This window comes from Ottowia sp., assembly GCF_016703145.1.
In the GTDB taxonomy this organism is placed as follows: domain Bacteria; phylum Pseudomonadota; class Gammaproteobacteria; order Burkholderiales; family Burkholderiaceae_C; genus Ottowia.
The window spans coordinates 527598-552093 of the sequence record NZ_JADJCO010000003.1 but is presented as its reverse complement, the minus strand read 5'-3'; the positions used below and the strand labels follow the sequence as shown (position 1 = coordinate 552093).

22 protein-coding genes and 1 pseudogene are annotated in these 24496 nt (G+C 68.2%); 12 read left to right on the top strand and 11 right to left on the bottom strand.

All coding sequences use genetic code 11. The features are described from left to right. The first annotated feature begins 33 nt into the window (after nt 1-33). Entirely contained in the window at nt 34-1149 is a 1116-nt protein-coding gene (locus IPG65_RS06230) for a phosphotransferase (RefSeq protein ID WP_293188385.1), read from the top strand. Nucleotides 1150-1232: 83 nt separating this feature from the next. Here IPG65_RS06230 and IPG65_RS06225 read toward each other — a convergent pair whose 3' ends face one another. Further along, nucleotides 1233-3431 carry a cation-translocating P-type ATPase gene (locus IPG65_RS06225; protein WP_293188384.1) on the bottom strand — a complete coding sequence of 733 codons (2199 nt, stop codon included), beginning with the start codon at nt 3429-3431 and terminating at the stop codon, nt 1233-1235. A 54-nt stretch (nt 3432-3485) separates the two neighbouring features. Here IPG65_RS06225 and cadR point away from each other — a divergent pair, with 54 nt between their 5' ends. Continuing rightward, the gene (cadR, locus tag IPG65_RS06220; RefSeq protein WP_293188383.1) at nt 3486-3938 is read left to right on the top strand and encodes a Cd(II)/Pb(II)-responsive transcriptional regulator; all 453 of its coding nucleotides are present in this window, start codon (nt 3486-3488) and stop codon (nt 3936-3938) included. Nucleotides 3939-3988: 50 nt separating this feature from the next. Here cadR and IPG65_RS06215 read toward each other — a convergent pair whose 3' ends face one another. Further along, complete coding sequence (locus IPG65_RS06215) at nt 3989-5323, bottom strand: tetratricopeptide repeat protein (RefSeq protein ID WP_293188382.1); 1335 nt, start codon at nt 5321-5323, stop codon at nt 3989-3991. 92 nt (nt 5324-5415) lie between these two features. Here IPG65_RS06215 and IPG65_RS06210 point away from each other — a divergent pair, with 92 nt between their 5' ends. The 7 genes from IPG65_RS06210 (at nt 5416) to IPG65_RS06180 (ending at nt 10914) form a co-directional block, all read left to right on the top strand. After that, nucleotides 5416-6459: a helix-turn-helix domain-containing protein gene (locus IPG65_RS06210; protein ID WP_293188381.1), complete on the top strand. Its 1044-nt coding sequence runs from the start codon at nt 5416-5418 to the stop codon at nt 6457-6459. Between the two features lie 74 nt (nt 6460-6533). Next, complete coding sequence (locus IPG65_RS06205; RefSeq protein WP_293188380.1) at nt 6534-7820, top strand: solute carrier family 23 protein; 1287 nt, start codon at nt 6534-6536, stop codon at nt 7818-7820. 72 nt (nt 7821-7892) lie between these two features. After that, entirely contained in the window at nt 7893-8135 is a 243-nt protein-coding gene (locus IPG65_RS06200; protein ID WP_293188379.1) for an AbrB/MazE/SpoVT family DNA-binding domain-containing protein, read from the top strand. Then, entirely contained in the window at nt 8132-8527 is a 396-nt protein-coding gene (locus IPG65_RS06195) for a PIN domain-containing protein (protein WP_293188378.1), read from the top strand. The genes IPG65_RS06200 and IPG65_RS06195 overlap by 4 nt, the downstream gene beginning before the upstream one ends. Nucleotides 8528-8583: 56 nt before the next feature. Next, nucleotides 8584-9132: a superoxide dismutase family protein gene (locus tag IPG65_RS06190; protein ID WP_293188377.1), complete on the top strand. Its 549-nt coding sequence runs from the start codon at nt 8584-8586 to the stop codon at nt 9130-9132. Nucleotides 9133-9202: 70 nt separating this feature from the next. Continuing rightward, nucleotides 9203-9751, top strand: coding sequence for a hypothetical protein (locus IPG65_RS06185; RefSeq protein ID WP_293188376.1), 549 nt, complete (start codon nt 9203-9205; stop codon nt 9749-9751). Nucleotides 9752-9768: 17 nt separating this feature from the next. Beyond that, the gene (locus tag IPG65_RS06180; protein ID WP_293188375.1) at nt 9769-10914 is read left to right on the top strand and encodes a hypothetical protein; all 1146 of its coding nucleotides are present in this window, start codon (nt 9769-9771) and stop codon (nt 10912-10914) included. Nucleotides 10915-11002: 88 nt separating this feature from the next. Here the strand turns inward: IPG65_RS06180 and IPG65_RS06175 are convergent, their stop codons facing one another. From IPG65_RS06175 to aroE, 3 genes are read right to left on the bottom strand one after another with little or no spacing between them, the layout of a single operon-like run. Further along, a complete protein-coding gene (locus tag IPG65_RS06175; RefSeq protein ID WP_293188374.1) occupies nt 11003-11572 on the bottom strand; it encodes a cob(I)yrinic acid a,c-diamide adenosyltransferase in 570 nt (189 codons plus the stop codon). A gap of 11 nt (nt 11573-11583) precedes the next feature. After that, on the bottom strand, nt 11584-12033 hold the full coding sequence (gene aroQ / locus IPG65_RS06170; protein WP_293188373.1) for a type II 3-dehydroquinate dehydratase: 450 nt from the start codon (nt 12031-12033) through the stop codon (nt 11584-11586). Between the two features lie 15 nt (nt 12034-12048). Beyond that, a complete protein-coding gene (aroE, locus tag IPG65_RS06165; RefSeq protein ID WP_293188372.1) occupies nt 12049-12882 on the bottom strand; it encodes a shikimate dehydrogenase in 834 nt (277 codons plus the stop codon). A 188-nt stretch (nt 12883-13070) separates the two neighbouring features. Here aroE and IPG65_RS06160 point away from each other — a divergent pair, with 188 nt between their 5' ends. Further along, complete coding sequence (locus IPG65_RS06160) at nt 13071-14501, top strand: FAD-linked oxidase C-terminal domain-containing protein (protein ID WP_293188371.1); 1431 nt, start codon at nt 13071-13073, stop codon at nt 14499-14501. Nucleotides 14502-14574: 73 nt separating this feature from the next. Here the strand turns inward: IPG65_RS06160 and IPG65_RS06155 are convergent, their stop codons facing one another. The 4 genes from IPG65_RS06155 to IPG65_RS06140 all read right to left on the bottom strand — a co-directional run bounded on the left by IPG65_RS06155 (nt 14575) and on the right by IPG65_RS06140 (nt 21177). Next, nucleotides 14575-15474, bottom strand: coding sequence for a peptidoglycan-binding protein (locus IPG65_RS06155; RefSeq protein WP_293188370.1), 900 nt, complete (start codon nt 15472-15474; stop codon nt 14575-14577). Nucleotides 15475-15573: 99 nt separating this feature from the next. Next, entirely contained in the window at nt 15574-16293 is a 720-nt protein-coding gene (locus IPG65_RS06150) for a methyltransferase domain-containing protein (RefSeq protein ID WP_366820189.1), read from the bottom strand. Nucleotides 16294-16460: 167 nt separating this feature from the next. Further along, complete coding sequence (locus IPG65_RS06145; protein ID WP_293188369.1) at nt 16461-17681, bottom strand: DUF1194 domain-containing protein; 1221 nt, start codon at nt 17679-17681, stop codon at nt 16461-16463. Nucleotides 17682-17934: 253 nt separating this feature from the next. Continuing rightward, entirely contained in the window at nt 17935-21177 is a 3243-nt protein-coding gene (locus IPG65_RS06140) for a DUF5979 domain-containing protein (RefSeq protein ID WP_293188368.1), read from the bottom strand. A 103-nt stretch (nt 21178-21280) separates the two neighbouring features. Here IPG65_RS06140 and IPG65_RS06135 point away from each other — a divergent pair, with 103 nt between their 5' ends. Both IPG65_RS06135 and IPG65_RS06130 read left to right on the top strand, forming a co-directional pair. After that, a complete protein-coding gene (locus IPG65_RS06135; protein ID WP_293188367.1) occupies nt 21281-22111 on the top strand; it encodes an IS30 family transposase in 831 nt (276 codons plus the stop codon). A 7-nt stretch (nt 22112-22118) separates the two neighbouring features. Further along, complete coding sequence (locus tag IPG65_RS06130; protein WP_293188366.1) at nt 22119-22259, top strand: hypothetical protein; 141 nt, start codon at nt 22119-22121, stop codon at nt 22257-22259. 983 nt (nt 22260-23242) lie between these two features. Here the strand turns inward: IPG65_RS06130 and IPG65_RS06125 are convergent. Both IPG65_RS06125 and IPG65_RS06120 read right to left on the bottom strand, forming a co-directional pair. Then, a pseudogene (locus IPG65_RS06125) lies at nt 23243-24206 on the bottom strand (ParB/RepB/Spo0J family partition protein). Between the two features lie 37 nt (nt 24207-24243). Beyond that, nucleotides 24244-24396 (bottom strand): hypothetical protein, encoded by a 153-nt coding sequence (locus tag IPG65_RS06120; RefSeq protein WP_293188365.1) that lies wholly within the window; start codon nt 24394-24396, stop codon nt 24244-24246. Nucleotides 24397-24496: the final 100 nt, after the last annotated feature.

Here is a 24496-nt window from a genome sequence, read left to right as displayed (position 1 = left end):
CGACGCCGGGGCGCGCTCTAGAATCGATTATCCATGAGCGACACCTCCCCCACCGCGGCGCCGCCGTCCCCCACCGCCGCGGCCGCCGATCCCCCCGCCTGGACCGATTCCGCGCGCGAGCACGCCTTCACGGCCTGGCTGGGCCGCGTCGCCGACGCGCACGGGCTGCGGCCCGCCAGCCTGCGCGTGGCGTCGGCCGACGCCAGCTTCCGGCGCTACTTCCGCATCGACGCCGTGGACGGCGGCACCCGCATCGTCATGGACGCGCCGCCGGCGCACGAGGACTGCGCGCCCTTCGTCCACGTCGCCGGCCTGATGCGGGGCGCCGGGCTGAACGTGCCGCGGGTGCTGGACTGGGACCGGCCCCAGGGTTTCATGCTGCTGACCGACCTGGGTGCCAGCACCATGATGGCGCTGATCGACCCCGAGCGGCCCGAGGCCAGCCGGCCGCGCTACCTGCAGGCGGTGGACGCGCTGCTGGCCTGGCAGCAGGCCTCGCGCCCGGGCGTGCTGCCGCCCTACGACGAAGCGCTGCTGCGGCGCGAGCTGCAGCTCTTTCCCGACTGGTACCTGGCGCGGCACTGCGGCGTGGCCATCGAGGGCGCGCCGCACGAGACGCTGGACAAGACCTTCGGCCTGATCGTGGCGCGCAACCTGGCCGCGCCCATGGTCTACGTGCACCGCGACTTCATGCCGCGCAATCTGATGGTGGGCCCGGCGGATGGGCCGCTGGGCGTGCTGGACTTCCAGGACGCCGTCCACGGCCCGGTGACCTACGACATCGCCAGCCTGATGCGCGACGCCTTCCTGAGTTGGGATGAGGAGTTCGTGCTGGACATCACCGTGCGCTACTGGGAGCGCGCGCGCAAGCTGGGCCTGATGGACCACGAGGACTGGCATCAGGACTTCGGCAGCTTCTGGCGCGCGGTGGAGTGGATGGGCCTGCAGCGGCACCTGAAGGTGGCCGGCATCTTCGCCCGCCTGACGCTGCGCGACGGCAAGCCGCGCTACCTGCAGGACACGCCGCGGTTCATCGCCTACATCCGCCACACCGCCAGCCGCTACCGCGAACTGGCGCCGCTGCTGCGGCTGGTGGACGAGGTCGAGGGCAGCGCAGCCAGCAGCGGCTGGGCCTTCGGGCGGTTGTAGGCGCGTTTTCAAGCCAAATTGGCCTCCAGCCACTACCCGTATTGCGCCGACAGCTATATATTTAGTAGCATTTGCAGCCCGCGCTAAGCGCTCGACGCCGAACGCTCGACCTTCAAGAGCCGCAGCCCATTCGCCACCACGATCAAGCTGGCGCCCATGTCGGCGAACACCGCCATCCACATGGTGGCGCCCGCGCCCAGCGCCAGCACCAGGAACACCGCCTTGATGCCCAGCGCCAGGGCGATGTTCTGCCACAGCACGCCGTGCACGCGGCGCGACAGGCGCACCAGCTCGGGCAGGCGGCGCAGGTCGTCGTTCATCACCACCACGTCGGCCGCCTCCATCGCGGTGCCGGTGCCGGCCGCGCCCATGGCCACGCCCAGATCGGCGCTGGCCAGCGCGGGCGCGTCGTTGATGCCGTCGCCCACCATGGCCGTGGGGCCGTGGCGCGCGCGCAGCTCGGCGATGCGGCGCAGCTTGTCCTGCGGCAGCAGCTCGCCCTGCGCCTCGTCCACGCCCGCCGCCCGCGCCACGGCCTGCGCGGCCGCCTGGTGGTCGCCCGACAGCATGGCGGTGGCGATGCCCAGGGCCTTGAGCTGCGCCAGGGCCTCGGGCGCGTGGGGCTTGAGCGTGTCGGCCACCGCCAGCAGCGCCAGCACCTCGTCGTCCGTGGCCAGCAGCGACACGCTGCGCCCGGCGGCCTGGTGCGGCGCCAGACGCGCGGCCAGCCACTCGCCGGCCAGGCCCTGCGCCTGGGCCGCGCGCCAGTTGATGAGCTGCAGGCGCCGGCCGCCGATGCGCGCCTCGACGCCGCTGCCGGGCCGGTCGGCGAAGCCCTCGCACGCGCCGGGCTGCACGCCCCGCGCGGCCAGCCCCTGGGCGATGGCGCGCGACACCGGGTGGTCGGAGCCGGCCGCCAGCGTGGCGGCCCAGCCCCTCACCGCCTCCGCGGGCCAGGCGTCGCCCAGCACCTCGTCGGCCACCAGCACGGGCCGGCCGACGGTGAGCGTGCCGGTCTTGTCCAGCGCCACGGCCTTGAGGAGGCGCGCGCGCTCCAGGTGCGCGCCGCCCTTGACCAGCACGCCGCGCCGCGCCGCCTGCGCCAGCGCGCTGACCAGGGTCACCGGCGTGGCGATGACCAGCGCGCACGGGCAGGCGATGACCAGCAGCACCAGGGCCTTGTAGGCGGCGGCCAGCCACGGCCAGCCCGCCAGCCACGGCCCCAGCACGGCCACGCCCAGCGCCAGCGCGAACACCGCCGGCGTGTAGACGGCGGCGAAGCGGTCGATGAAGGCCTGCGTGGGCGCGCGGCTGGCCTGCGCCTGCTCCACGGCGTGGATGATGCGCGCCAGCTGCGTGTCGCGCGCCCCGGCGGTCACGCGCAGGCTGAGCACGCCGGTCTGGTTCAGCGTGCCGGCGTACACGGCATCGCCCACGCCCTTGTCCACCGGCAGGCTCTCGCCGGTGACGGGCGACTGGTCGACGGCGCCGTGCCCCTCGGTCACCACGCCGTCCAGCGCCAGGCGCGCGCCGGGCTTGACGCGCACCACGGCGCCCACCGGCACCTGGGCGGCGGGCACCTCGCGCCAGCGGCCGCCCTCCTCTTGCAACTCCACCGTGTCGGGCGCCATGCGCAGCAGCTCGCCGATGGCGCCGCGCGCGCGGTCCACGGCGCGCGCCTCCAGGTGCTCGGCCAGCGCGTACAGCGCCATCACCATCGCCGCCTCGGGCCACTGGCCGATGGCGAAGGCCCCGGTCACGGCCACCGCCATCAGCGCGCTGATGTTCAGGCGCCCGCGCCGCAGCGACTGCACGCCCTTCCAGTAGGTGGACAGGCCCGACAGCCCCACCGCCGCCACCGCCAGCGCCATGCCCAGCGGCGCCCAGCCGGCGGGCAGGAAGGCGTGCGCCAGCTCGGCGCCCAGCGCCAGCAGCAAGGCGCCGACGATGCGCGGCAGGCCCGGCGCCAGCAGCAGGCCGCGCCCATGGGGAGCCTGCGCGCCGTGATCGTGGGGGTGGCCGTGGCCGTGCGCGTGGTCGTGGTCGTGCGCCGGCCCCGCATCGCTGGCAGGCGCGAAGCCGGCGGCGCGCAGGCGCTGCTCGACCTCCGGCAGACTGCCCGGCGTGACCTCCACGTGCAGCTCGCGCGCCGCCAGGCGAAAGCGCAGGCCGCGCAAGCCGGCGACCTCGCGCAAGGCGTGGCGGATCTCGCTCTCCTCGGCCGCGCAGTCCATGTTGGGGATGCGGTAAACCGCCTGTTCAAACTTGCTCGCAGTGTTCATGGGGCCATTGGAAACCCTGGAGTCACTCCAAGGTCAAGGGGCTACCATCACGGCATGAGGATCAGCGACCTGGCCCAGGCCACCGGCACCCCGGCCGACACCATCCGCTACTACGAGCGCGAGGGCCTGTTGCCCGCTCCCGCGCGCGGCGGCAACAACTACCGCGTCTACGGCGCCGAACACGCCGAGCGGCTGGCCTTCATCCGGCAGGCGCGCGGGCTGGACATGTCGCTCGACGAGATCCGCACCCTGCTGCGCTGGCAAGGCGAGCCCGGCGCCGACTGCGGCGCGGTGAACGCCCTGCTGGACGCGCACATCGGCCACATCGCCACCCGCATCCGCGAGCTGCGCGCGCTGGAAAAGCAACTGAAGGCCCTGCGCGCGCAATGCCGCCAGGCCAGTGACACGGCGCACTGCGGCATCCTGGCGGGGCTCGGCGCCCCTGCCGCGCCCGCCCCCGCGCCGTCACGGCGCCACCATGTGGCCGGCGCGCATGGCCGTCGATAGCCCACCCGCATCCCGAAGACCCGCCACGGGCGCGTCGGGACGGGCGACCCCTATTGAAGACGCTCCTGCCAGTACGCCGTCAGCGGCGTGTCGCGCTTGGCCGGAACCCGCTCGTTCAGTATGTGCCGGGCCAGTGCCCGCTCGTCGCCCCGCAGGGCCGCATCGACGAGCGTCCAGGTCAGCAGATCGCGCTGGGCGTGGCTGCCGCCGAATTCGTGCGCGTGATCCCGCACGTGCAGCAGTTCGCGCGCCGCCTCCGCATACCGCGCGGCGCCATAGTGGCCCAGCGCGTGCCGCAGGGGCAGGCCCACTCTTTCGGCCATGGACCGCTGGGTGACGGCCGCCGGTGCCGCCGCGCGGGAATGCGGGAGCGGCGCGCTGGCGCCCAGTGCGGCCAGCACCGCGTGCACGTCGTTGAAGGCGTAGAACCCGTCCGCGTCCTCCACCGCCTCCCAGGCCGCGTGAAGCTGCCGGAATCGGTCGCCGACATCCACGCCGAGCAGCTTGAGCCGCCAGAGGACGGCCGTTCCATCGACGCGTTGCAGCGCGGTGTCGGTGGCCGTGGCGAGGTGGGCGTCGAACGTCTGGAGCGCTCCCCTGGTGTCCATGTCTTCCAACTGGAAGAGCGCCGCGTGAAACCAGTTGTGGAAGGCAAACCCGTTGTCGATCGCCCAATCGGCGTGGCGCCCGGCCAGCCAACGGGCACCTTCGCCGTGGCGGCCCTGCATCTCCAGCACGTGGGCCACCGCATGCACGGCCCACGGGTCGCGGCGATGGATGTCCAGCGCCCGGCGACCCGCGTCCTCGGCCTCGGCATAGTGGCCGGACTCCTCGAGCCCGAACGCATGCATGCCCAGCACGTAGCCGTGCAGCGGCATGCCGGGCCGCCACGCCGGCAGCACGCGCTGCGGCCGCCGCTTGAGGTTGAGGGCGTCGCCCTGGTAGAAGTCGAAGAGGTGCGCGAACAGCAGGGCCGCGGCATCGGTCGGGTGTTCGACGAGGATGCCCTCCCAGAGCCGGCAGGCGGACGCCCAGTCCCCCTCGACGGCGGCTTGCGCCGCCGCCGCGTGGGCGCGCTCGCGCGGCGGGGCGCTGCCCAGCAAGTCCTGCGCGCCGGCCAGGGCATCGGCCGCCAGCCGCGCCATGCCGCGTTCCGCGAAGGTCATGTACAGCGACGCCAGCAGGACGCGGGGGTAGGCCCATGAAGGCGCCAGCGCGCTCGCCCGCTCCAGCATCGCGACGGGATCGCCGAAGTACGACAGCATGGATTCCAGCGCCGATTCGACCTGATCGATGGCATCGCGCGTCGGGCTCCCCGTGGCCAGGCCGCGCGGATCCTTGAGCGTGTGGCGGGGGGCGCCCGCCTCGTTGATGAAATAGCCCATGATGATCTCCTTGGAGGTTGGAATGCCCGATCATCCTGGCGGCGCGCGTCCTACACTGAGGTCTGAACTGCAAGGAAACGGACATTTCTGCCATGTCGCCGCCCATCGAGGTCGCCCTGCTGGCGCTGCCCCAGTCCACGGCGGCCACGCTCTTCGGGATTTACGACATCCTGGCCAGTGTGCGCCGCGACTGGAGCCTCGTCCATGGCGAAGCCCCTCAGGCGTCACCCTTCCGACCATTGATCGTCAGCCCCGACGGGCAACCCCTCGACGCGACCAACGGGGTGCGGATCACGCCGCACCGCGGCTTTGGGGATTGCGGGAACCCCGCGGTGGTGATCGTGGCCGATCTGATGGTGGCGCCGGACGAAGCCGGGGAAGGCTTCGAGGCGTCGATCGAGTGGCTCCTCGAATGCCATCGATCCGGGGCCATGCTGGCATCGGCCTGCTCCGGGGCGATTCTGCTCGCCCGCACGGGCTTGCTCGACGGCCGGGAAGCCACGTCTCACTGGGCCTACTGCGACCACCTCCAGCGCCTGCATCCCAGGACGCGCTGGCATGCGGACCGGGGGCTGGTGGCCACGGGCCCCGCGAACCGCATCCTGATGGCGGGCAGCGGTGTCTCGTGGCACATGCTGGCGCTGGCCCTCGTGGCACGCCACGCCGGGCCCGAGGAGGCCATGCGGGTGGCGCGGATCAACCTCATGGACCTCCAGGCGGCGAGTCCGCTGGCCTACGCGTCGCTCACGCACGGAGGGCACGCGGCGGATCCCGCGATCGAGCGGGCGCAGCGCTGGGCCTCGCAGAACTACGCCTGCACCGACGCCCCCGTGGCCGAGATGGCGCGCACCTCGGGGATGACCGAAAGAACCTTCAAGCGGCGTTTCGCGGCGGCCACCGGCATGGCACCCCTGGAGTACATCCACCACGTTCGCCTGGAAGAGGCCAAGCACCTTCTGGAATCAGGCGACACCGCCGTCGAGGCCATCGCCTTCGACGTGGGCTACAGCGACAACAGCTTCTTCACGCGCCTGTTCAAGCGCAAGGTCGGCATGACGCCTGCCAGGTACCGGCAGCGCTTCGGCACGCTGGCGCGCGAAATCGCGGCGAGCGCGGGCGCCGGCGACCCGGGCTGAGTGCGGGGGCGCGGCCGCCGCGAGCCACTACCATTGCCGCCTTCCACGGACCGGACGAACGAAGGAGCGAGTCCATGAGCCTGTTGAACTGGCAGGAAAAACCGATGGCCACCCTGGCCGATGGCGGCGTGATCGCGCCCGACGAACGCCTGCCCTGGCCGCAGACCGCCGTGATGGGCGTGCAGCACGTGGTGGCCATGTTCGGCGCCACCGTGCTGGCACCGATCCTGATGGGGTTCGACCCCAACCTGGCGATCCTCATGAGCGGCATCGGCACGCTCATCTTCTACGTCGTCACCGGCGGCAAGGTGCCCAGCTACCTGGGCTCGTCCTTCGCCTTCATCGGCGTGGTGATCGCCGCCACCGGCTACGCGGGCCCGGGGCCCAACCCGAACATTGGCGTGGCGCTGGGCGGCATCATCGCCTGCGGGCTGCTCTACGCGCTGATCGGCGCGGTGGTGCAGGCCGTCGGCACCGGCTGGGTCGAGCGGCTGATGCCGCCGGTGGTGACCGGCGCGGTGGTGGCGGTGATCGGCCTCAACCTGGCGGCCATCCCCATCAAGAACATGGCGGCCAGCAACTTCGACAGCTGGATGCAGGCGCTCACCTTCGTCTGCGTGGCGGCGGTGGCGGTGTTCACGCGCGGCATGGTGCAGCGGCTGCTGATCCTGGTCGGCCTGGCGCTGGCCACGCTGGCGTACCTGCTGCTGGCCAACGGCCTGGAGCTGGGCAAGCCAATGGACTTCTCGGGCATCGCCGGCGCGGCCTGGTTCGGCTGGCCGGCCTTGCGCGCGCCGGTGTTCCAAGCCGGCGCCCTGCTGCTGATCGCGCCGGTGGTGCTGATCCTGGTGGCCGAGAACCTGGGCCACCTGAAGGCGGTGACGGCCATGACCGGGCGCGACCTGGACCCGTACATCGGCCGCGCCTTCATCGGCGACGGCCTGGCCACCATGGTGAGCGGCGCCGCCGGCGGCACCGGCGTCACCACCTACGCCGAGAACATCGGCGTCATGGCCGCCACGCGCATCTACTCCACCGCCGTGTTCGTGGCCGCCGCGTGCGTGGCGCTGGTGCTGGGCTTCAGCCCCAAGTTCGGCGCGCTGATCCAGGCCATTCCGCTGCCGGTGATGGGCGGCGTCAGCATCGTCGTGTTCGGCCTCATCGCCGTGGCCGGCGCGCGCATCTGGGTGGACAACAAGGTCGATTTCTCGCACAACGCCAACCTGCTCACCGCCGCCATCACGCTCATCCTGGGCACGGGCGACTTCACGCTCAAGTTCGGCGGCTTCGCGCTCGGCGGCATCGGCACCGCCACCTTTGGCGCGGTGCTGCTGCATGCGCTGCTGCGGCGGGGCACCTGAGCGAGGCCGCTGCAAAAGGGCTTTGACAGACCACTATCCTTACCTTAAAGTAAGGAAACAGGAGCCCACACCATGACCACCGCCACGCTCACCTCCAAGGGCCAGATCACCATCCCGGCCGATGTACGCAACGAACTCAAGGTCGATGCCGGCGATCGCGTCGAGTTCGTGCAGATCGCGCCAGGGCGCTACGAATTCGTGGCCGCTACCCGCGAGGTCACCGAGCTCAAGGGCATGTTCGGCAAGCCCCCGAAAGCGGTTTCCATCGAGGCGATGAACGCGGCCATCGCCCAGCGCGGGGCGGCCGCCCGATGACCGGGCTCGACACCAACGTGCTGGTGCGCTACATCATGCAGGACGATCCTCGGCAGTCGCCCATGGCAACCCAGTTGATAGAGTCGCTGGACAGCGCCAATCCCGGCTACATCGCCCTGGTGTCCGTGGTCGAGCTGTACTGGGTGCTGACCGCGTGCTTCAAGCTGACCGACGAGCAGGTGCGGCAGGCGCTTGAAGTGCTGCTGCGCACCAAGCAACTCGTGGTGGAACAGGCCGACCAGGTGCTGCGGGCGCTGCGCGTGTTCGCGGGCGGCAAGGCCGATTTCGCCGACTGCCTGATAGAACGCTCGGCCGCGGGCGCCGGCTGCCCGCGAACCATGACCTTCGACGTCGGCGCGGCCAGGCATGCCGGCATGACGCTGATCGCCTGAACCGCCGCCGCCGTCGTCGCACCTTCTCTCAACCCCTGTCACTGGACCTTCAAATCATGAAACGCATGCACCTCGCCCTTGCCTCGACCCTGCTCGCCGGCCTGGCCGCCTGCACCACCACGCCGCCCGACAGCGCGGTGCCCGTGCAGCGCGCGCAGGCCGTGCTGCGCGCCACCACCACCGCGCAGCCGGTGGCCGGCCAGCCGGTGGCGGGCGTGCTGTATTTCGACGAGATGAAGGACGGCAGCGTGCGCGTGTCCGGCACGGTGCGCAACCTGAAGGCCGGCAGCCAGACCGGCTTTCACATCCACGAAAAAGGCGTGTGCGAAGGCGACGGCACCAGCGCCGGCGGCCACTTCAACCCCGGCGGCACGGCGCACGGCATGCCCGGCCACGGCCACGCGGGCGACATGCCCATGCTGCAGGCCGACGCCACCGGCACCGCCCGCGTGCAATACACCACCCAAGGCATCGCCCTGAGCGGCCCGAACAGCATCATCGGCCGCGCCGTCATCGTGCACCGCGACGCCGACGACTACCAGACCCAGCCCACCGGCAACGCCGGGCCGCGGCTGGCCTGTGCGGTGATCGAGACACGCGGCTGATCGACCAAGATAGCGTTGCGCCCGCCGCGCAGGATCAACCAGCAGGGGTTGAATACATGGAGCGCACGTCGTGAACCCGCATCTGCCCATCACACCTGAAGAACAAGCCCGGCTCGTCATGGAAGCCGTCGCCGTGCTGCACGCACGTGGCTACGGTTTGCTCAAGCTCTACTGCTACATCAAAGAAGGGTTGGGACAATGGCGGCACTGGGTGCTGGCCTCGGACGCGTTTCCCGAAAACATAGGCTTATGGGACGGGGTACAGGTTCGTGGCTCCATCCCAGGACGGCCTGCGTTTGATGGGCGCACTGCGGAAGAGGTTGCCAATTCCATTCTTGCCAACCGGCCGGAACTGCTGGAAGCGGGGCGTGGCGAAGACGGTATCTATGTTCGCTGGTATCGAAACATGCTGGTCGCCTACCCGGACGGGATCCTGGAAATGGAGTCACCATGGGAAGCAAGCATCCTTGGCCGTGGTGAGATACCTTTGCCTGCCCTCAAGGCATGGATGGCTCCACGCCACCAACCGGAAGTGAGCAATATTCCTGAAAAACCCTCACCGTTCGCCCGACTAATTGCCTTGGAGCGACGAATCAAGGGTCGTGATAGCCAATCCTGATTGAACGGGTGAAAAGAATGCGCCAGCAATTCGAAGATTACTTGAAGGCCAAAGGGCTGGCTGAAAACACGATCCGCTCACGAATATCAAACTGCAAAAGGGTAGAAGAATACGAAGGAAACTTGGATCGGTTGTTCGATGACGATGAGTTGAGAGATTTGGAACGGAGGCTGAGCTACACCAGAGACGATCAAGGCGCCGGCAGGCCGCTCAACCACAAGATTCCTATAGATGGTGATGAATACACCGGATCGGCGAGCCTGAAGGCGAGCGTGAGACTCTATAGGGCATTTAGAAACTATCAGAACGAGGGCTCGCCGCCTGTAACGCCCATTGGGGCGACCCACCAAACATCCAAGAAGCTCCTACACAGCAAGTCGCTTCAATGGCCAGTATGGCCGCAGCCCCAGCCCGATGAGGAGCTTGCGCTGGCAAGAATCGTGGCCCGGTATGCGCGATTCCTTCGGCCGGAGATCGTGCAAGCCATCGTCGAAGACAACGAAAAGCACCGCGCCATATGGTCCGAAGCACTTGCACAGCGCAAGATCGACCCAAACGCCTACCTCTGGCCACGATCAGCTTGCGCGTTCCCTGGTGTGCGTCGCTATGCAGGCAGCACGGAAATCGCCATCTTCCGCAAGAGAACCGAAGGAATCATCACTAACGCGCTCGCGCTTGATGACAACGACTATCCCAAGCAAATCTGGGCGCACACGCTCATAGGCAAGAAGTTTCCCAAACATGGGCCTCACGGCTACGCACTCGCCCACCTCGCCGATCACAAGACCCACAAGAACAAGGCCGAATCCGACTTCCACGCCGTCGACGGCGCAAACAAGACGGAGTTGCATGGCCTCTATACCTCGGCGGCCAATGCCGCTTTCGTGCCTGTGGCGACGATCAAGCCAACAGATCATTCAATCCGGCTGCGCAACCTCCTGAAGCGGCGTGCAGCCGATCTATACGGAGCGTTTTGCGAGCCACTACCCGCGTGGCTGTCGATCCCACAGGTAGAAGACGGTGACTGGAGCCTCGAATGCTTCGACTGGGCCGAAACGGTCGGTGACCCGGCGTTGATTCCGGCTTTTCTCAATTTTCGGGCCGGCCGGATGCAGGCGTTGATCGCAGCGCCGCCACCCGATGTTGAAGCCCAAACGCCTTGATGCCGCCGTCTACCGCAAACGTTGACTGTGTTAATGAGTTCGGCGATCGTTTGCCACCGCTGCCTTGTGAGTCGCCTCACTCGTGCGCCTATTCAGAAGCAGCCTGCGCCAGCCGCTCGCTGCGCCAATACACATCGTCACCGCCGTTCACGCGATTCAGCACGCGCGCCAGCACGAACAGCAGGTCGGAGAGGCGGTTGAGGTAGCGGCGCGGCGCGGGGCGCACGTTGGCGTCCTGCTCGCCCAGCGCCACCACGGCGCGTTCGGCACGGCGGGCCACGGTGCGGCACACGTGGGCCTGCGCGGCGGCGCGGGTGCCGGCGGGCAGGATGAATTCCTGCAGCCGCGGCAGGCGCGCGTTGTACGCCTGCAGCGCGGCGTCGAGCTGCGCCAGCGCGTCGTCCTTCAGCAGCGCGAAGCCCGGGATGGACAGCTCGCCGCCCAGGTTGAACAGCTGGTGCTGGACGTCGATCAGCAGTTGGCGCACGTCGTCCGGCATGTCCTCGCACAGCAGCAGGCCGATGTGGCTGTTCAGCTCGTCCACGTCGCCCATGGCGTGCGGGCGGCCGCTGGCCTTGGACACGCGGGTGTTGTCGCCCAGGCCGGTGGTGCCGTCGTCGCCGGTGCGGGTGGCGATCTGGGTGAGGCGCTGGCCCATGGTCTATTTACTCACTTTTTGCTAGCGGACTGCGCAATGTTGACGCCGGCCCGCAGCCCCAAAAGGTATGAATCGACGCCAAAGCCGCAGATCTGCCCCGTGGCGATGCCGGCGATGTACGAGTGGTGCCGGAACGCCTCGCGCGCGTGGATGTTGGACATGTGCACTTCGACGATGGGGCACTTCAGGATCGCCAGCGCGTCGCGGATGGCGAGGCTGGTGTGCGTCCAGGCGCCGGCGTTGATGACCACCGCGTCCACCGCATCGCGGTGCGCCTGGTGGATGCGCTCGCACATCGCGCCCTCATGGTTGGTCTGGAAGCACTCCACCTGCACGCCCAGCTCGCCCGCCAGCGCGTGCAGCGCGGCGTCGATGTCGGCCAGCGTGGCCGTGCCGTACTGCGCCGGGTCGCGCTGGCCGAACATGTTGAGGTTGACGCCGTGCAGGACGAGGAGGTTCATCGGCAACATTGTGGATCACGCCAGCGGCACCGTCAGCCGCGCCAATGCCGCGCGCGTGTCGGGCCGCACGCCGCGCCACCAGGCGAAGGCTTCGGCGGCCTGCTCGACCAGCATGCCCACGCCGTCGGCCACCTGCGCCGCGCCGGCCTGCTGGGCGGCGCGCAAAAACGGCGTCAGGCCCTTGCCATACACCATGTCGTAGGCCAGCGCGCCGGGCGCGAAGGCACTGGCCGGCACGGGCGGCGCCGCCCCCGACAGGCTGGCGGAGGTGGCGTTGATGACCACGTCGAAGGCGCCCTGCAACGCATCAAAGCCGCCGCCATTCAGCGGGCAGGCGCCGGCATGCGGCGCCAGTTCAGCCGCCAGCGCGGCGGCCTTGTCCGCCGTGCGGTTGGCCACCACGATGCGCGCGGCGCCGGCGCGCGCCAGCGGCAGCAGCGCGCCGCGCGTGGCGCCGCCCGCGCCCAGCACCAGCACGGCCTGCCCTTGCAGGGGCCGGCGCAGGTTGACTTCGATGTCGCGCACCAGGCCGATGCCGTCGAAGTTGCGCGCCTCGATGCGCCCGCCGTCGAAGCGCAGCGCGTTGGCGGCGCCGGCCAGGCGCGCGTCGTCGCTGGCCGCGTCGGCCGCCTGCAGGGCCGCCAGCTTGAAGGGCAGCGTGACGTTCAGGCCGCGCCCGCCGGCGGCGCGGAAGGCGGCCAGCGCACGCGCGAAGCCATCGGCGCCGGCGCCGCCGTCGATGGCTTCGTAGACCATGTCCTGCCCCGCCGCCTGCGCGAACAGGCCGTGGATGAGGGGGGATTTGCTGTGGGCGATGGGGTGGCCGATGACGGCGTAACGGTCGGGCATGCGGGCGATGTTAGGGCATGGCTCCGCGCTGCAGGCTGCCGCGCCGGCAAGAATCAAGTCTTTTTGGCCGTTTGCCAGCGTGGATATTGGCTGTACTGCTACTCTTGATATAGCAACCGGTTTCTGCGCACCGCTGCGCGCGGCCGGCGCGTAAACTGGCCCGATTCACGCCCTGCAGGAGACTTCGAATGAACGCGCCCACCCCCGCCGCCCAGCTTACGCCGCAGCTGCAGCCGCGCGACGTGCCGGCCGCGCTGCTGGAGGCGCTGGCCGCGCGCTTCGGCGCGCAGTTCTCGGCCGCGCTGGCGGTGCGCACGCAGCACGGGCGCGACGAGTCGGCCTTCACCACCGTGCCGCCGCCGGCCGCCGTGGTGTTCGCCGAAAGCACGCAGGACGTGCAGGACGCGGTGCGGCTGTGCGCGCAATTCAAGGCGCCGGTCATCCCCTACGGCGTCGGCTCGTCGCTGGAAGGGCACCTGCTGGCGGTGCAGGGCGGCATCAGCCTGGACGTGTCGCGCATGAACCGGGTGCTGGCCACCAACGCCGAGGACCTGACGGTGACGGTGCAGCCGGGCGTGACGCGCAAGCAGCTGAACGACGAGATCAAGAGCACCGGCCTGTTCTTCCCCATCGACCCCGGCGCCGACGCCAGCATCGGCGGCATGGCGGCCACGCGCGCCAGCGGCACCAACGCCGTGCGCTACGGCACCATGCGCGAGAACGTGCTGGCGCTGGAAGTGGTCACGGCCAGCGGCGAGGTCATCCGCACCGGCACGCGCGCCCGCAAGAGCAGCGCCGGCTACGACCTGACGCGCCTGTTCGTCGGCAGCGAGGGCACGCTGGGCGTGATGACCGAGGTCACGCTGCGCATCTACCCGCTGCCCGAGGCGATTTCGGCCGCCGTGTGCTCGTTCCCGACCATCGCCGACGCGGTGAACACGGTGATCCAGATCATCCAGCTGGGCGTGCCGATCGCGCGCGTGGAGCTGCTCGACGCGCGCACCGTGAAGATGGTCAACACGCACAGCAAGCTCAGCCTGCCCGAGCAGCACATGCTGCTGATGGAGTTCCACGGCACGCCGGCCGGCGTGCAGGAGCAGGCCGAGACCGTGCAGGCCATCGCCGGCGACCACGCCGGCCTGGGCTTTGAATGGGCCGCGCAGCCCGAGGACCGCACCCGCCTGTGGACGGCGCGGCACAACGCCTATTTCGCCGCCATCCAGAGCCGGCCCGGCTGCCGCGCCATCAGCACCGACACCTGCGTGCCCATCAGCCGCCTGGCCGACTGCCTGCTGGACTCGGTGGCCGAGGCCGACGCCAGCGGCATCCCCTACTTCCTGGTCGGCCACGTGGGCGACGGCAACTTCCACTTCGGCTACCTGATCGACCCCGACGACGCGGCCGAGCGCGCCCTGGCCGAGCGGCTCAACCACCAGCTCGTGGCCCGCGCCCTGTCGATGAACGGCACCTGCAGCGGCGAGCACGGCGTGGGGCTGCACAAGATGGGTTTTCTGCGCGACGAGGCCGGCGCTGGCGCTGTGGCCATGATGCGCACCCTCAAGCGGGCGTTGGACCCGGACGGCATCATGAATCCGGGCAAGGTGTTCGCGCAGGAGTAAGCCGGCTCCCAGTTTGACGAAAAAGAGCCCGGCCGTGCGGTACGGCCGGGCTCTTTTCCGGGTGCTGGCGCGGTTACTTCTTGCGCGCCGGCGTCTTCTGAGGCGCGTTCTGCGGCGTGTAGGTCTGCGACGGCGCGGCGCCGCCGTCCACGCCCAGGCGGCCGCCGCCGCCCAGGCCCTGGCCCTGCACGCTTTGCGCGCGGTAGTTGCGCAGCGAGCGCACCATCTGGTTGAAGGCGTCCATGAAGGCGGCGGCGATCACCTTGCCCTGCGGCGTGTTGGTGTAGCCGCCCAGGCCGGCGCCAGCGCGTCCGCCGGCCAGGCCGCCGAACAGGTTCATGTCGGTCTTGGAGGCGCTGCCCTCCGACGCCGCCACCTGCACGCCCGAGCGGTTGTCCACCAGGGTCAGCAGCGCGCTGGCCTGGCGGGTCTGCATGCTGCCGCCGATGGCGGCCACGGCGCGCCCGCGCCCGCCGCCGATCAGGCCGCCCAGCAAGCCGCCGACGCCGCCGGCATCGTCGGCGGAAAAGACGATCTCGGGCGACATGCCGTAGTCGGACGCGACCATCTGCCCGCGCCCGAAGTTGCTGCCGCCGCGCATTTCGCCCGACTGCATCAGCTCGCGCTCGCGGCTCATGGCGCGCATGCCGGCGCCGCCGCGCTCGACGACGACGAAGCAGTTGGACTGCTGCACCAGCAGGCGCAGCAGGTTGGCGGTGGGCGGCAGGCGGTATTCGTTGCGCAGGATGGTGTACCAGCCGGCGTCCTGGTTCTCGACCAGCGAGACGGTGCCCAGGGGCGAGGCGCATTTCTCCAGCTGGCCGCTCTCGCCGCTGGTGGCGGCGCCGGCGGCGCTGCCGGTGGCGACGGTCTTGGCGTCGGGGCTGCCCATCTTCATGCTGGTGGTTTCGCAGCCGGCCAGCAGCACGGCGGCGGTGGCGGCCGCCAGGACGGCCAGTTTCCTCTTCGACATCGGGTCGCTCCAGTGGGTTGACGTTTGAAAAAGTCGCAAATGATACGCCCACTCACCAACCCGGCACCCCCTTCCGACGAGGGATGCCGGGCGGCGCGCTCAGGGCGCCGAAACCGCGTGCGGGCACGGATCGGCCGTGCAGGCCAGCACGTCGATGCGCGCCGGCGGCAGGTTGGCCAGCACGTGCTCGCTGCCCAGGCGCCGCAGGCCCGCGCCCTGCCAGGGCGAAGGCCCGCGCAGCGCGTAGGTGAACTGCAGCAGCCGCCCATGCGGCGCCAGCACCTGCGCGCCCGCGTGCAGGATGCGCTGGCGCGCCGGCGCGGGAATCGACCGCAGCGGCAGGCCCGACACCACGAAATCCACCGGCAGCGGCTCGCCCGCCGCGTCCACCGGCAGCAGGCGCTTGTCGCGCGCCAGCGCCACGTCGGCGGCGTCGCCGTGGATCACCTGCACCCTCGGAAAGCGCTGCTTGAGGTGCGCCGCCAACGCCTGCGACTGCTCGAAGACCACCAGCCGCTCCGGCGCCACGCCCCGCGCCAGCAGCGCCGCCGTGATGGCGCCCGTGCCGCCGCCCAGCTCCACCACCAGCCCGCCCAGGGCCGGGTCCACCAGCGCCGCCATGCGCGCCGCCAGCCGTGGCGAGCTGGCGCAGACCGCCCCCATCATGCCCGGCCGCACCATCAGCTCGCGCAGAAACAGCGACTGCGGCGACTGCGTCACCACGCGGCGCACCGCCCGCCGCATGCGCGCCACGCGCCCGTAGGCGGCGCGCACCGCCCGCGGGGGCCGCAGGGGGCGGATGCCGGGGATTTGTCGCATGAGGTTCTCGAGGGCGGAATGTGGCAGACGCGCAGCTTATACCGTTTCGGTGCTGGAACCGCCAGGCGGCCGGCCACCCTGGCCACCCGAAAAAAAACCTGCCCCGGTCGGGGCAGGCCATTCATCCGAGGGCAGAGGGTGCGTACCCCCTGCGAACACGCCTCAACTCACATCAGGCTGCGCAGGCGGACCAGCCAGGCCAGCGCGGTCAGCAGGGCCGTCAGCAGCATCAGGCCCCACTCGGTCATCGTGGGCACCGGGGTCACCTGCTGGGGCGGTGGCGGCGGCGGCGCGTCCGGCTCCCGGATGGGATCCCGGTCGGTGGCGGTGCACGACGCACTCGGCACGGGGGCGGTGCCGCAATTGCCGCCGCCCGTCACCGTCGCCGTGTTCTCGGCATCGGTGTCCGGCGAGCCCGTCACCGTGGCCGTCACCCTGTAGCTGACGCTACCGCCGCCGGCCGCCACCGTGATGCCCGTGCAACCGCCCAGGTTGCAGCTTCCAGCCACCGAACCGTCGCTGGCGGTGTTGGTGCTGATATCGGTGATGTTCAGGCCGAGGGACACGTCGGTCCAACTGACGTTGGTCGCTGCCGCCGCGCCGGTGTTGGTGATCGTCACCGTATAGATGGTGTCGGCGCCTGGCGCGACAGAGTCGGCGTTGTTGGTCTTGGTCACCACCAGGTTCGATGTCACCACAATCTCAGCCTGGATTTTGGCTTGCAGCGTGGGGGTGAAGTCTTCCCAGCTTTCGGCAATCGTCACAAACCCATCACCTGCCCCGACTGCGTTGGCTGGTTGCGGTTGGGCAATGCTGTTCAATTCGGCCTCGTTGATCAAATCTCCGACGCCAATCAGGTTGATAGCATGGACTTCTTTGGCGCTAAAAGCATTGGCGGCGGTAATTACAGGATTCACGCCCTCGTTGTTTTCTCCATCCGTACTGACGTCGATGATCCTTTTTGCGCCCGGATTGTTGGCGCTGAACGTGCCTATACATCTAAGGATCGCATCGCCTATGGCTGTTTGGCCATTGAAGGGACGAGTGGCATACAGAGCGTCCAGTGTGCTTTTCAGTGCGCCACCATTGCCCGCCGTGGCTGCGGTTATATCGGTCAAGCCAAGAGAAACCAGCGTGTCCGTCGAAAAAGTAACAATCGAGACAGCCACAGTCCCGTCCTGCGGAACGATGGTGGGATCCAGCAGCGCGTTGCGATAGGCGTCGATCTGCAACTGCCATTCAGTATCGTCGATGGTGCCAGACGAATCGATCGCCAGACACAATTCGATTGGTGCCGCCTGCGCGGCAGGCACCATGGCGAACGCCCCCGCCAGCCCCAGCAGGCATGCCGATGCAGCTTTGACCATGCTTTTGATGTGCTTACTCATTGCTCTCCTCGCTTTCTTCAAGAAAAAATGCAGGAACCTGGCAGCCGCTCCACGCCGACCCCCCGGCTGTCGAGGGTGAAGACTTCAATCAATCCATGCCGACTCTCGAGCAGAGTTCTTTGTATCATTTCAACACCCGGTTGTAAAGCAATGCAGCTTTCTGGCCGGGTGCGGCCGGAGGACGATGAGGATCAGGGGCGGCGCGGCGGCGGGGCAGGGGGCCGCGAGCGCCCCCTGCCGGCACGCCTCCAGCTCACACCAGGCTGCGCCGGTGGATCAGCCAGGCCAGCGCGGTCAGCAGGGCCGTCAGCAGCATCAGGCCCCACTCGGTCATCGTGGGCACCGGGGTCACGGCCACCACCGGCGGCGCCTCGATGGGATCGTCGTCGGTGGAGGTACACGGATCCACCGGCTCAGCGGCGCGGGTCTCCGGCGCTTGCGAGTCCACTGTCGAGCCGCAACTGCCACCCGTCACCGTCGCCGTGTTCACGGCATGGGCGCCCACGTCGCCCGTCACCTTGGCCGTCACCTTGTAGCGGACGCTTCCGCCATTGGCCGCCACCGTGATGCCCGTGCAGCCAGCCGGGGCCGGCGCCGTGCTGCAGCTTCCAGCCACCGAGCCGTCGCTGACGATGTCGGGACTGATCGCGGTCACCTCCAGACCGGTGGACGTGTCATCCCATTGGATGCCGGTCGCCGCCAGTGGGCCGTTGTTGACGATGGTCACGGTATAGGTGACGGTGGCGCCTTTCGTCACCGAGCTGGCGCTGTTGGTCTTGGTCACCACCAGGTTTGACGTCTCCAGCGGGTTGGTGATGCTGCCTTGCGCGCCGGTGGCGATTTCGCCCTCCGGCGGCGTGGTTGTCTCGGGCTTCCAACCGTGGTTGGCCGGGGCCGGAGCCTTGCTGGTTTCCGCCAGGGTCGAGCAGGTCACGCCCTCCGGCACCTGCACCGTCGTGGAACCCGCGGTGGCCGTGCCCTCCAGCTTCACAATGCCTGTGTAATCCACCCCACCGCAGGTCAGTTTGAAGCCATAGTCGCCCGGCGCGCCGGCGGCCGGCGCTCCCGTCACCGTCTTGGTGATTTTCACGTCAATCTTCTTGCGCGTGTTGGTGAAGGTGCATGTCACCGCGCCGTCCGGCATCGTGAATTCGCCGCTGGTGGTGCCACTCACGCTGGTCACGCCGGTGCAGGTCAGCGCGGAGGTGTAGTGGGCCAGCGACGTGCCCTCACCCGCTGTCTCGCTCACGCTCACGGTGCTGCCCACCGGCACGGCAACGTCTCCGGTGTTGTCGTTGTGGCTGGCGTTGGCCTTCTTCGTCTCGTTGTTGATCAGCAGGTTGAATTTGCCACCGTCATCGGTCGGAGACAGCGCCTTGATCACCTTCACGGTGTTGGTCTTGCGCGTGTTGGTGAAGATGCAGGTCACGTCCTTGTCGGGCATGGTGAAAGTGCCGCCAATGCCAGTGCCGCTCACGCTTACGTCGCCGCATGACAGTTGAGACGCGTAGTTGTCCAACGAGGTGTTGTTGCCTGTTTCGCCCACGCTCACCTGGCTGCCCGCCGCTACGGCAATAGCGCCGGAACCGTCGTGACCGACGTTGGAAGCCTGTACCGCGCCGTTGATCAGCAGATTGAACTTGCCGCCATCCGTGGTCGGCGACAGCGCTTTCTTCACCGTGATGGTCCGGCTGTTCAACGCCAGCGTGTTGGTGATGGCCAGCTCCAATTGACCGCCAGCAGGCATGGCAGCCGTGGGGCCGGCGCTCGGAAGCTCCGCTTCCACCCAGTGGTGGTTGGCGGGCGCGTTGGCTCGACCGGTCTCGCTGACGGAGCAGGTGGCGCCTGCCGGAATGGGAGAGAACACCGCCTGACCCGAGGCCTGGTTGGCGGGAACGGTCACCGATCCGTTCTGATTGCCGGAGGTGCAAGTTACCGTCACGGGAAACGCCATGGAGGCCGGCGATGTGCCGCCCGCGATGTGCTTGGTCACGATCAGCTTGCCGGGATTCGGATCCAACGGGTTGCGGATGGTGCCAGTGATACTGCCACCTGACGTCATGGCCTCCTGGGACGGCTGGTCGTAGGTGACTGGCCCCCAGGTGTAATTCGCCGGTGCAGCAGGTCGAACTCCCTCGGTCATCTGACAGTTGGTGGACAGCACGGGAATGGGCACATCCACGGAGCCCTGGGACTGGTTCGCAGGCACGGTCACCGTGCCGTTGTAGGTGCCGGATGGCGTTTGGCAGGTTACGCTGAATGGGAAATCCATGGCGCCGTGTGTCGCCGGACCACCCACCAGATTCTTCGTCACGGTCAGCTTGCCCACCGGCTTGGGCGTGTTGGTGATCGTGCAGATCAGCTTGTCCGATCCCGACATCGCAGCAGACCAGACGCCCGGGGTGCCTGTGAGGGTCGGGTTAAAGGTGCCGGCTCCGTTCTTCTGGCACGAAATCTCCGTGTTGTATGCCGCCAGCCGCCCGTTGCTCATCACGTCGCGGAGATAGTACGTGGCAGGTGTCGTCACCAGGACGGACGCGGTGGCTTGCCCCGCACCCGTGTCGGAGCCCGAGGTCGTGTCTTGTTTGAGCGTGGTCCCCCCCGTCGCGGCCGTGGCGATCTGCACCGTGAACTGGTCGGCAGGAATGGCGCGGCCGGCCACGGTCTTGTTCAGCGTGATGGACGGCTCGGTGTTGGTGATCGAGGTGGTGCATGCGTTCGGTTCCGTGGTCGGCGCCGATGTCGATGGATCGAACAACCGCTCTGCAGGAATGAACTCCGTAACCGGACCCGGCCTGGTCCACTTCAGGCGCAGGAAGCTTCTGCCGTTGGTGTTGTTCCAGTACACACGGATCAAGGCACAACTGTTGGCTTGGGCGGTGTACGTGCCCAAGGTACTGACGGTGCCGGAAGCGGTGCTGCTACCGTCGGCATTGTCGTCCGAGGTATAGCTGTCCAACTTGCCCACCGGGATGTCGTAGAGGGCATTGTGATAATTGGGGCTGCTGTAGAAGCTTGACATGTCGACCTGCACCTGATCGTCATGGGTCACTCGCAGCGTGTAATTTCCTGCCGTCGGGAAGTGAAGGCGCGCATAGACCACCCGGCCCATCTTGCGGCGCGCGCAAGCCGGCGAATTGACATTGCCGGCCTCGATACCGGGGGCGCCGGTTGCGTTCGCATTGCAGAGGGTGTACGACGCAGGAGTGGCCGGCACCCCCGGAGCGAAGTTGATGTTGGTGCCCGTACCAGTCTCCACCGCCTTGTTGGGATCCCCCGCCAGTGTCTGCAGGTCATTCAAAGGGGTGAACTGGTTGGGAGAGGCGGGCTCTGGCCCATTTGTGTAGTAGTAAGTGGGATCCGCTCCCGGATTCACTTCTTCCGCGAGAGGGTTCCCTGAGGAGTTGTTGAAATACGTCCCGCGATAGTCCTCCCAGAGGATGGCCGCGCTGGCCTGAGAGGCCAGCGCCAGGGCGGCCAGCAGGCCAGCCCCCAAGGCCAGGCTCGGCGGCCTCAAATCCGAAGTGCAACACCCCCTGCTGTAAGGTGTTCACATGCCATCCGCCTCCCGATACGAACAACTCCAACCCGAAGACCGCATGACGATCGCGAGCATGCGCCAGCAAGGGCAAAGCGTGCGCGCGATGGCCCGCACGCTGGGGCGATCGCCATCGACGATCAGCCGCGAGCTGGCGCGCAACACGGGCGCTGACGCGGCCTACGGCTCGCACCGCGCACAGCTGTCCTGCCAGGCGCGCCGGCGTGCTGCCCGCCCTCTTGCCAAACTGTCTTCTGACAGCCTGTCCTGGAGCCTGGTGGATGACCCTGTTGGACTGGAAGTGGTCGCCCCAGCAGATTGCCGCTACCCTCAAGCGCACCTTTCCCAACGAGGCCGCGCGCCACGTGTCCCACGAAACCATCTACACCGCCATCTATGCCCAGCCTCGGGCGAACTGCGCCGCCAGCTCATCGCCTGCCTGCGCCAGGGCCGTGGCACACGGTTGCCGCGCAGCCGTGGCACCGACCGGCGTGGCCAGATCCCCGAGATGGTCAGCATCCATGTGCGCCCACCGGAGATCGAGGATCGCGTGATGCCCGGCCACCGGGAAGGCGACTTCATCAAAGGGGCGGGCAACAAGTCCTCCGTGGGCGTGCTGGTGGAGCGCTCCAGCCGCCTGGTGCTGCTGGCCAAGATGGACGATGCCACGGCCAGCTCGGCGCTGGCCGGTTTCACGGCCAAGCTCAACGCGATTGCCGATCCGATGCGCAAGAGCTTCACCTACGACCAGGGCAAGGAGATGAGCTACCACCGGCAACTGGCCGCCGCCACGGGCGTGCAGGTCTACTTCGCGACCCCACAGCCCCTGGCAGCGCGGCACCTGCGAGAACACCAACGGGCTGCTGCGCCAGTACCCGCCCAAGGGCACTGACCTGAGCGTGCACAGCCAGGACGAACTGGACGCCATCGCCGACAGCTTGAACAGCAGACCTCGCGCAACCCATGGCTTCAACACCCCGCTGGCCGTCTTCTCACACCTGCTGGCCATGGCTCAGCAGGCTCCAGTTCTCGCTCAATAACCACGTGTTGCGCTTCGGTCTTGAAACCGCCCTCGTTTGGGCCAGCCGGCCGCTGCGCGCGGGCTGATCGGTCGTCGACGACGGGGATTTCGATCGATTCATGTTTTCTCCTGAGCGGGGGGTCGACGCACTTTTCTTTGGTCCATGCGCATGAGACGAACTACCGGACGCATATCGACACGATTTGCAGGCATGGTGTGGCGTCAACCGCTTTCACGCATGTCTCGGTGCACTGCTGCACAAACCCGCGTCCGCCTGAATGCGCGGTCGGTTGTATCATTCTCATACTTGAGTATCAAGTACCACTTTAATACTCGCGCCCGGCCAAACTAAATACCCGCACGACTTGGGTTTTCGGGATCGTGGAGTGAGGGACGCGGAGACTTGCCACCAGACGATGCAGGCTGTGGGGTAGCGCCTGTGGTGGGGCGTGCAACCCGGCGTTCTAGGAGGAAAAAGAGGGAACGCCACTGGTGAGGATGCAGGCCGTGGCGTAGTGCCAGGTCGCACGCCGGAGGAATGTCTCCCGGCGATCCCCCGTGCTGGACATGGATTCCGGCCTCGGATCGTGATCTCAGTCTGTCTAGAAAATAATACTAAAATAGTATTTATTGGATTTAGATAATTGAAACAAGATGAAATATATATTTTCATGAATGTTATTTAATATAACACTTAAGTGTCATTTAATTGATTTTTAATCATTTAGATTTAATATTTATACGAGGTGGCAGGTACAAGCTTGGAGCGTGTCGTGAGCTCATCCGTTCGGCCACTCCCGAGCAAGGCCCTTGGACAGCATGAGCATCGTGAAGATCAGGAAATGCAGGCCAACCAGCACGTGGGGCAGGCCCCCTGCTCGTGGTCGCGGCCCAGCCCCCGAGAGCGTGCCAACCCGCCGAAGCCGGGAAGAAATTTTGATCTGACCCCGAAGTTTCCCAGCGATCAGCCCGCCCAGCCGGTGCACCGACCAAGGTGCGGCGTCAGCGCCCCCGCAGGCGCTCGATGAGGCCGTTCAGCTCGTCCAGCGACCCGAACTGGATGGCCAGTTCGCCGGCCTGCGCGGCGCCGCCGGGCCGGCGGGTCTTCTTCTTGACGCGCACTTCGACCTGCGCCATGAACAGGTCGGACAGCTCCTCCTCCACGCGGCGCACGTCGCCCGGCTTGTCGCCGCCGACGGCGGGCTTGCGCGGCGCGGTGAGGCTGAACTCGGCCGACAGCCGGCGGGCCAGGGCCTCGGCCTCGCGCACGGACAGCTTGCGGGCGGCGACCTGGTTGGCGGCGGTGATCTGCGCGGCGCCGTCGAGGGCGAGCAGCGCGCGGGCGTGGCCCATGTCGATGTCGCCGGCCATCAGCATGGTCTGCACGGGGTGGGTGAGCTGCAGCAGGCGCAGCAGGTTGCTGGCGGCCGAGCGGCTGCGGCCGACGGCCTGGGCGGCCTGCTCGTGCGTGAGGCCGAACTCGTCGGTCAGGCGCTTGAGGCCCTGGGCTTCTTCGAGGGGGTTGAGGTCTTCGCGCTGGATGTTCTCGATCAGCGCCATGGCGGCGGCAGCCTCGTCGGGCACGTCGCGCACCAGCACGGGCACGCTCGTCCAGCCCGGCCAGCCGGGCGGCGCGGAAGCGCCGCTCACCGGCGATGATCTCGTAGATTGCTCCTGAATCAGGAGCTTCTGACGCAGTATCCACGCCGATTGAAGCTGTTTTTGACCCCAAACGCCGCACCAGGATGGGCTGCATGATGCCCTGCGACTTGATGCTTTCGGCCAGCTCGTAGAGCGCGCCCTCGTCCATGCGGGTGCGCGGCTGGTACTGGCCGGGGACCATGGCGCCCAGCGCCAGCATCATCGGCGTGCCGGCGGGGGTGGCGGCGGCGTCGGGCGCGGGGGTGCTGGGGCCGAGCAGCGCGTCGAGGCCGCGGCCGAGGCCCTTGGGTTTCTTGGTGACCATGGTGTGTGGAGTCCTGTGTGGGCCGGCGGTCAAAAGGTCAGACCTCGTCGTCGGCGTAGCCGGCTTCGCGTTGGTGGTGGATGCGCAGCACGCGCACGGTGTGATGTGGCCTGTCCCAATGGTAGAGGGCCAGGTAGCCGCTCTGGCCGCAGGCCGACGCCGGGCTGGTGCGTGAGGATCTGCAGGGCATCCAGGATGAACGGCATCATCTGGTGGGCCTGCGGATCGCCGGGATGCCACAGGAAGTCCTCCAGCCTCACCAGATCGATGTGGGCCTGGGGGCTGAAGCG

Coding starts and splice junctions, on each gene's coding strand:
- IPG65_RS06230 (WP_293188385.1), top strand. CDS start 34: ATGAGCGACACCTCCCCCACCGCGGCGCCGCCGTCCCCCACCGCCGCG.
- IPG65_RS06225 (WP_293188384.1), bottom strand. CDS start 3,431: ATGAACACTGCGAGCAAGTTTGAACAGGCGGTTTACCGCATCCCCAAC.
- cadR (WP_293188383.1), top strand. CDS start 3,486: ATGAGGATCAGCGACCTGGCCCAGGCCACCGGCACCCCGGCCGACACC.
- IPG65_RS06215 (WP_293188382.1), bottom strand. CDS start 5,323: ATGGGCTATTTCATCAACGAGGCGGGCGCCCCCCGCCACACGCTCAAG.
- IPG65_RS06210 (WP_293188381.1), top strand. CDS start 5,416: ATGTCGCCGCCCATCGAGGTCGCCCTGCTGGCGCTGCCCCAGTCCACG.
- IPG65_RS06205 (WP_293188380.1), top strand. CDS start 6,534: ATGAGCCTGTTGAACTGGCAGGAAAAACCGATGGCCACCCTGGCCGAT.
- IPG65_RS06200 (WP_293188379.1), top strand. CDS start 7,893: ATGACCACCGCCACGCTCACCTCCAAGGGCCAGATCACCATCCCGGCC.
- IPG65_RS06195 (WP_293188378.1), top strand. CDS start 8,132: ATGACCGGGCTCGACACCAACGTGCTGGTGCGCTACATCATGCAGGAC.
- IPG65_RS06190 (WP_293188377.1), top strand. CDS start 8,584: ATGAAACGCATGCACCTCGCCCTTGCCTCGACCCTGCTCGCCGGCCTG.
- IPG65_RS06180 (WP_293188375.1), top strand. CDS start 9,769: ATGCGCCAGCAATTCGAAGATTACTTGAAGGCCAAAGGGCTGGCTGAA.
- IPG65_RS06175 (WP_293188374.1), bottom strand. CDS start 11,572: ATGGGCCAGCGCCTCACCCAGATCGCCACCCGCACCGGCGACGACGGC.
- aroQ (WP_293188373.1), bottom strand. CDS start 12,033: ATGAACCTCCTCGTCCTGCACGGCGTCAACCTCAACATGTTCGGCCAG.
- aroE (WP_293188372.1), bottom strand. CDS start 12,882: ATGCCCGACCGTTACGCCGTCATCGGCCACCCCATCGCCCACAGCAAA.
- IPG65_RS06160 (WP_293188371.1), top strand. CDS start 13,071: ATGAACGCGCCCACCCCCGCCGCCCAGCTTACGCCGCAGCTGCAGCCG.
- IPG65_RS06155 (WP_293188370.1), bottom strand. CDS start 15,474: ATGTCGAAGAGGAAACTGGCCGTCCTGGCGGCCGCCACCGCCGCCGTG.
- IPG65_RS06150 (WP_366820189.1), bottom strand. CDS start 16,293: ATGCGACAAATCCCCGGCATCCGCCCCCTGCGGCCCCCGCGGGCGGTG.
- IPG65_RS06145 (WP_293188369.1), bottom strand. CDS start 17,681: ATGAGTAAGCACATCAAAAGCATGGTCAAAGCTGCATCGGCATGCCTG.
- IPG65_RS06135 (WP_293188367.1), top strand. CDS start 21,281: ATGACGATCGCGAGCATGCGCCAGCAAGGGCAAAGCGTGCGCGCGATG.
- IPG65_RS06120 (WP_293188365.1), bottom strand. CDS start 24,396: ATGCCCTGCAGATCCTCACGCACCAGCCCGGCGTCGGCCTGCGGCCAG.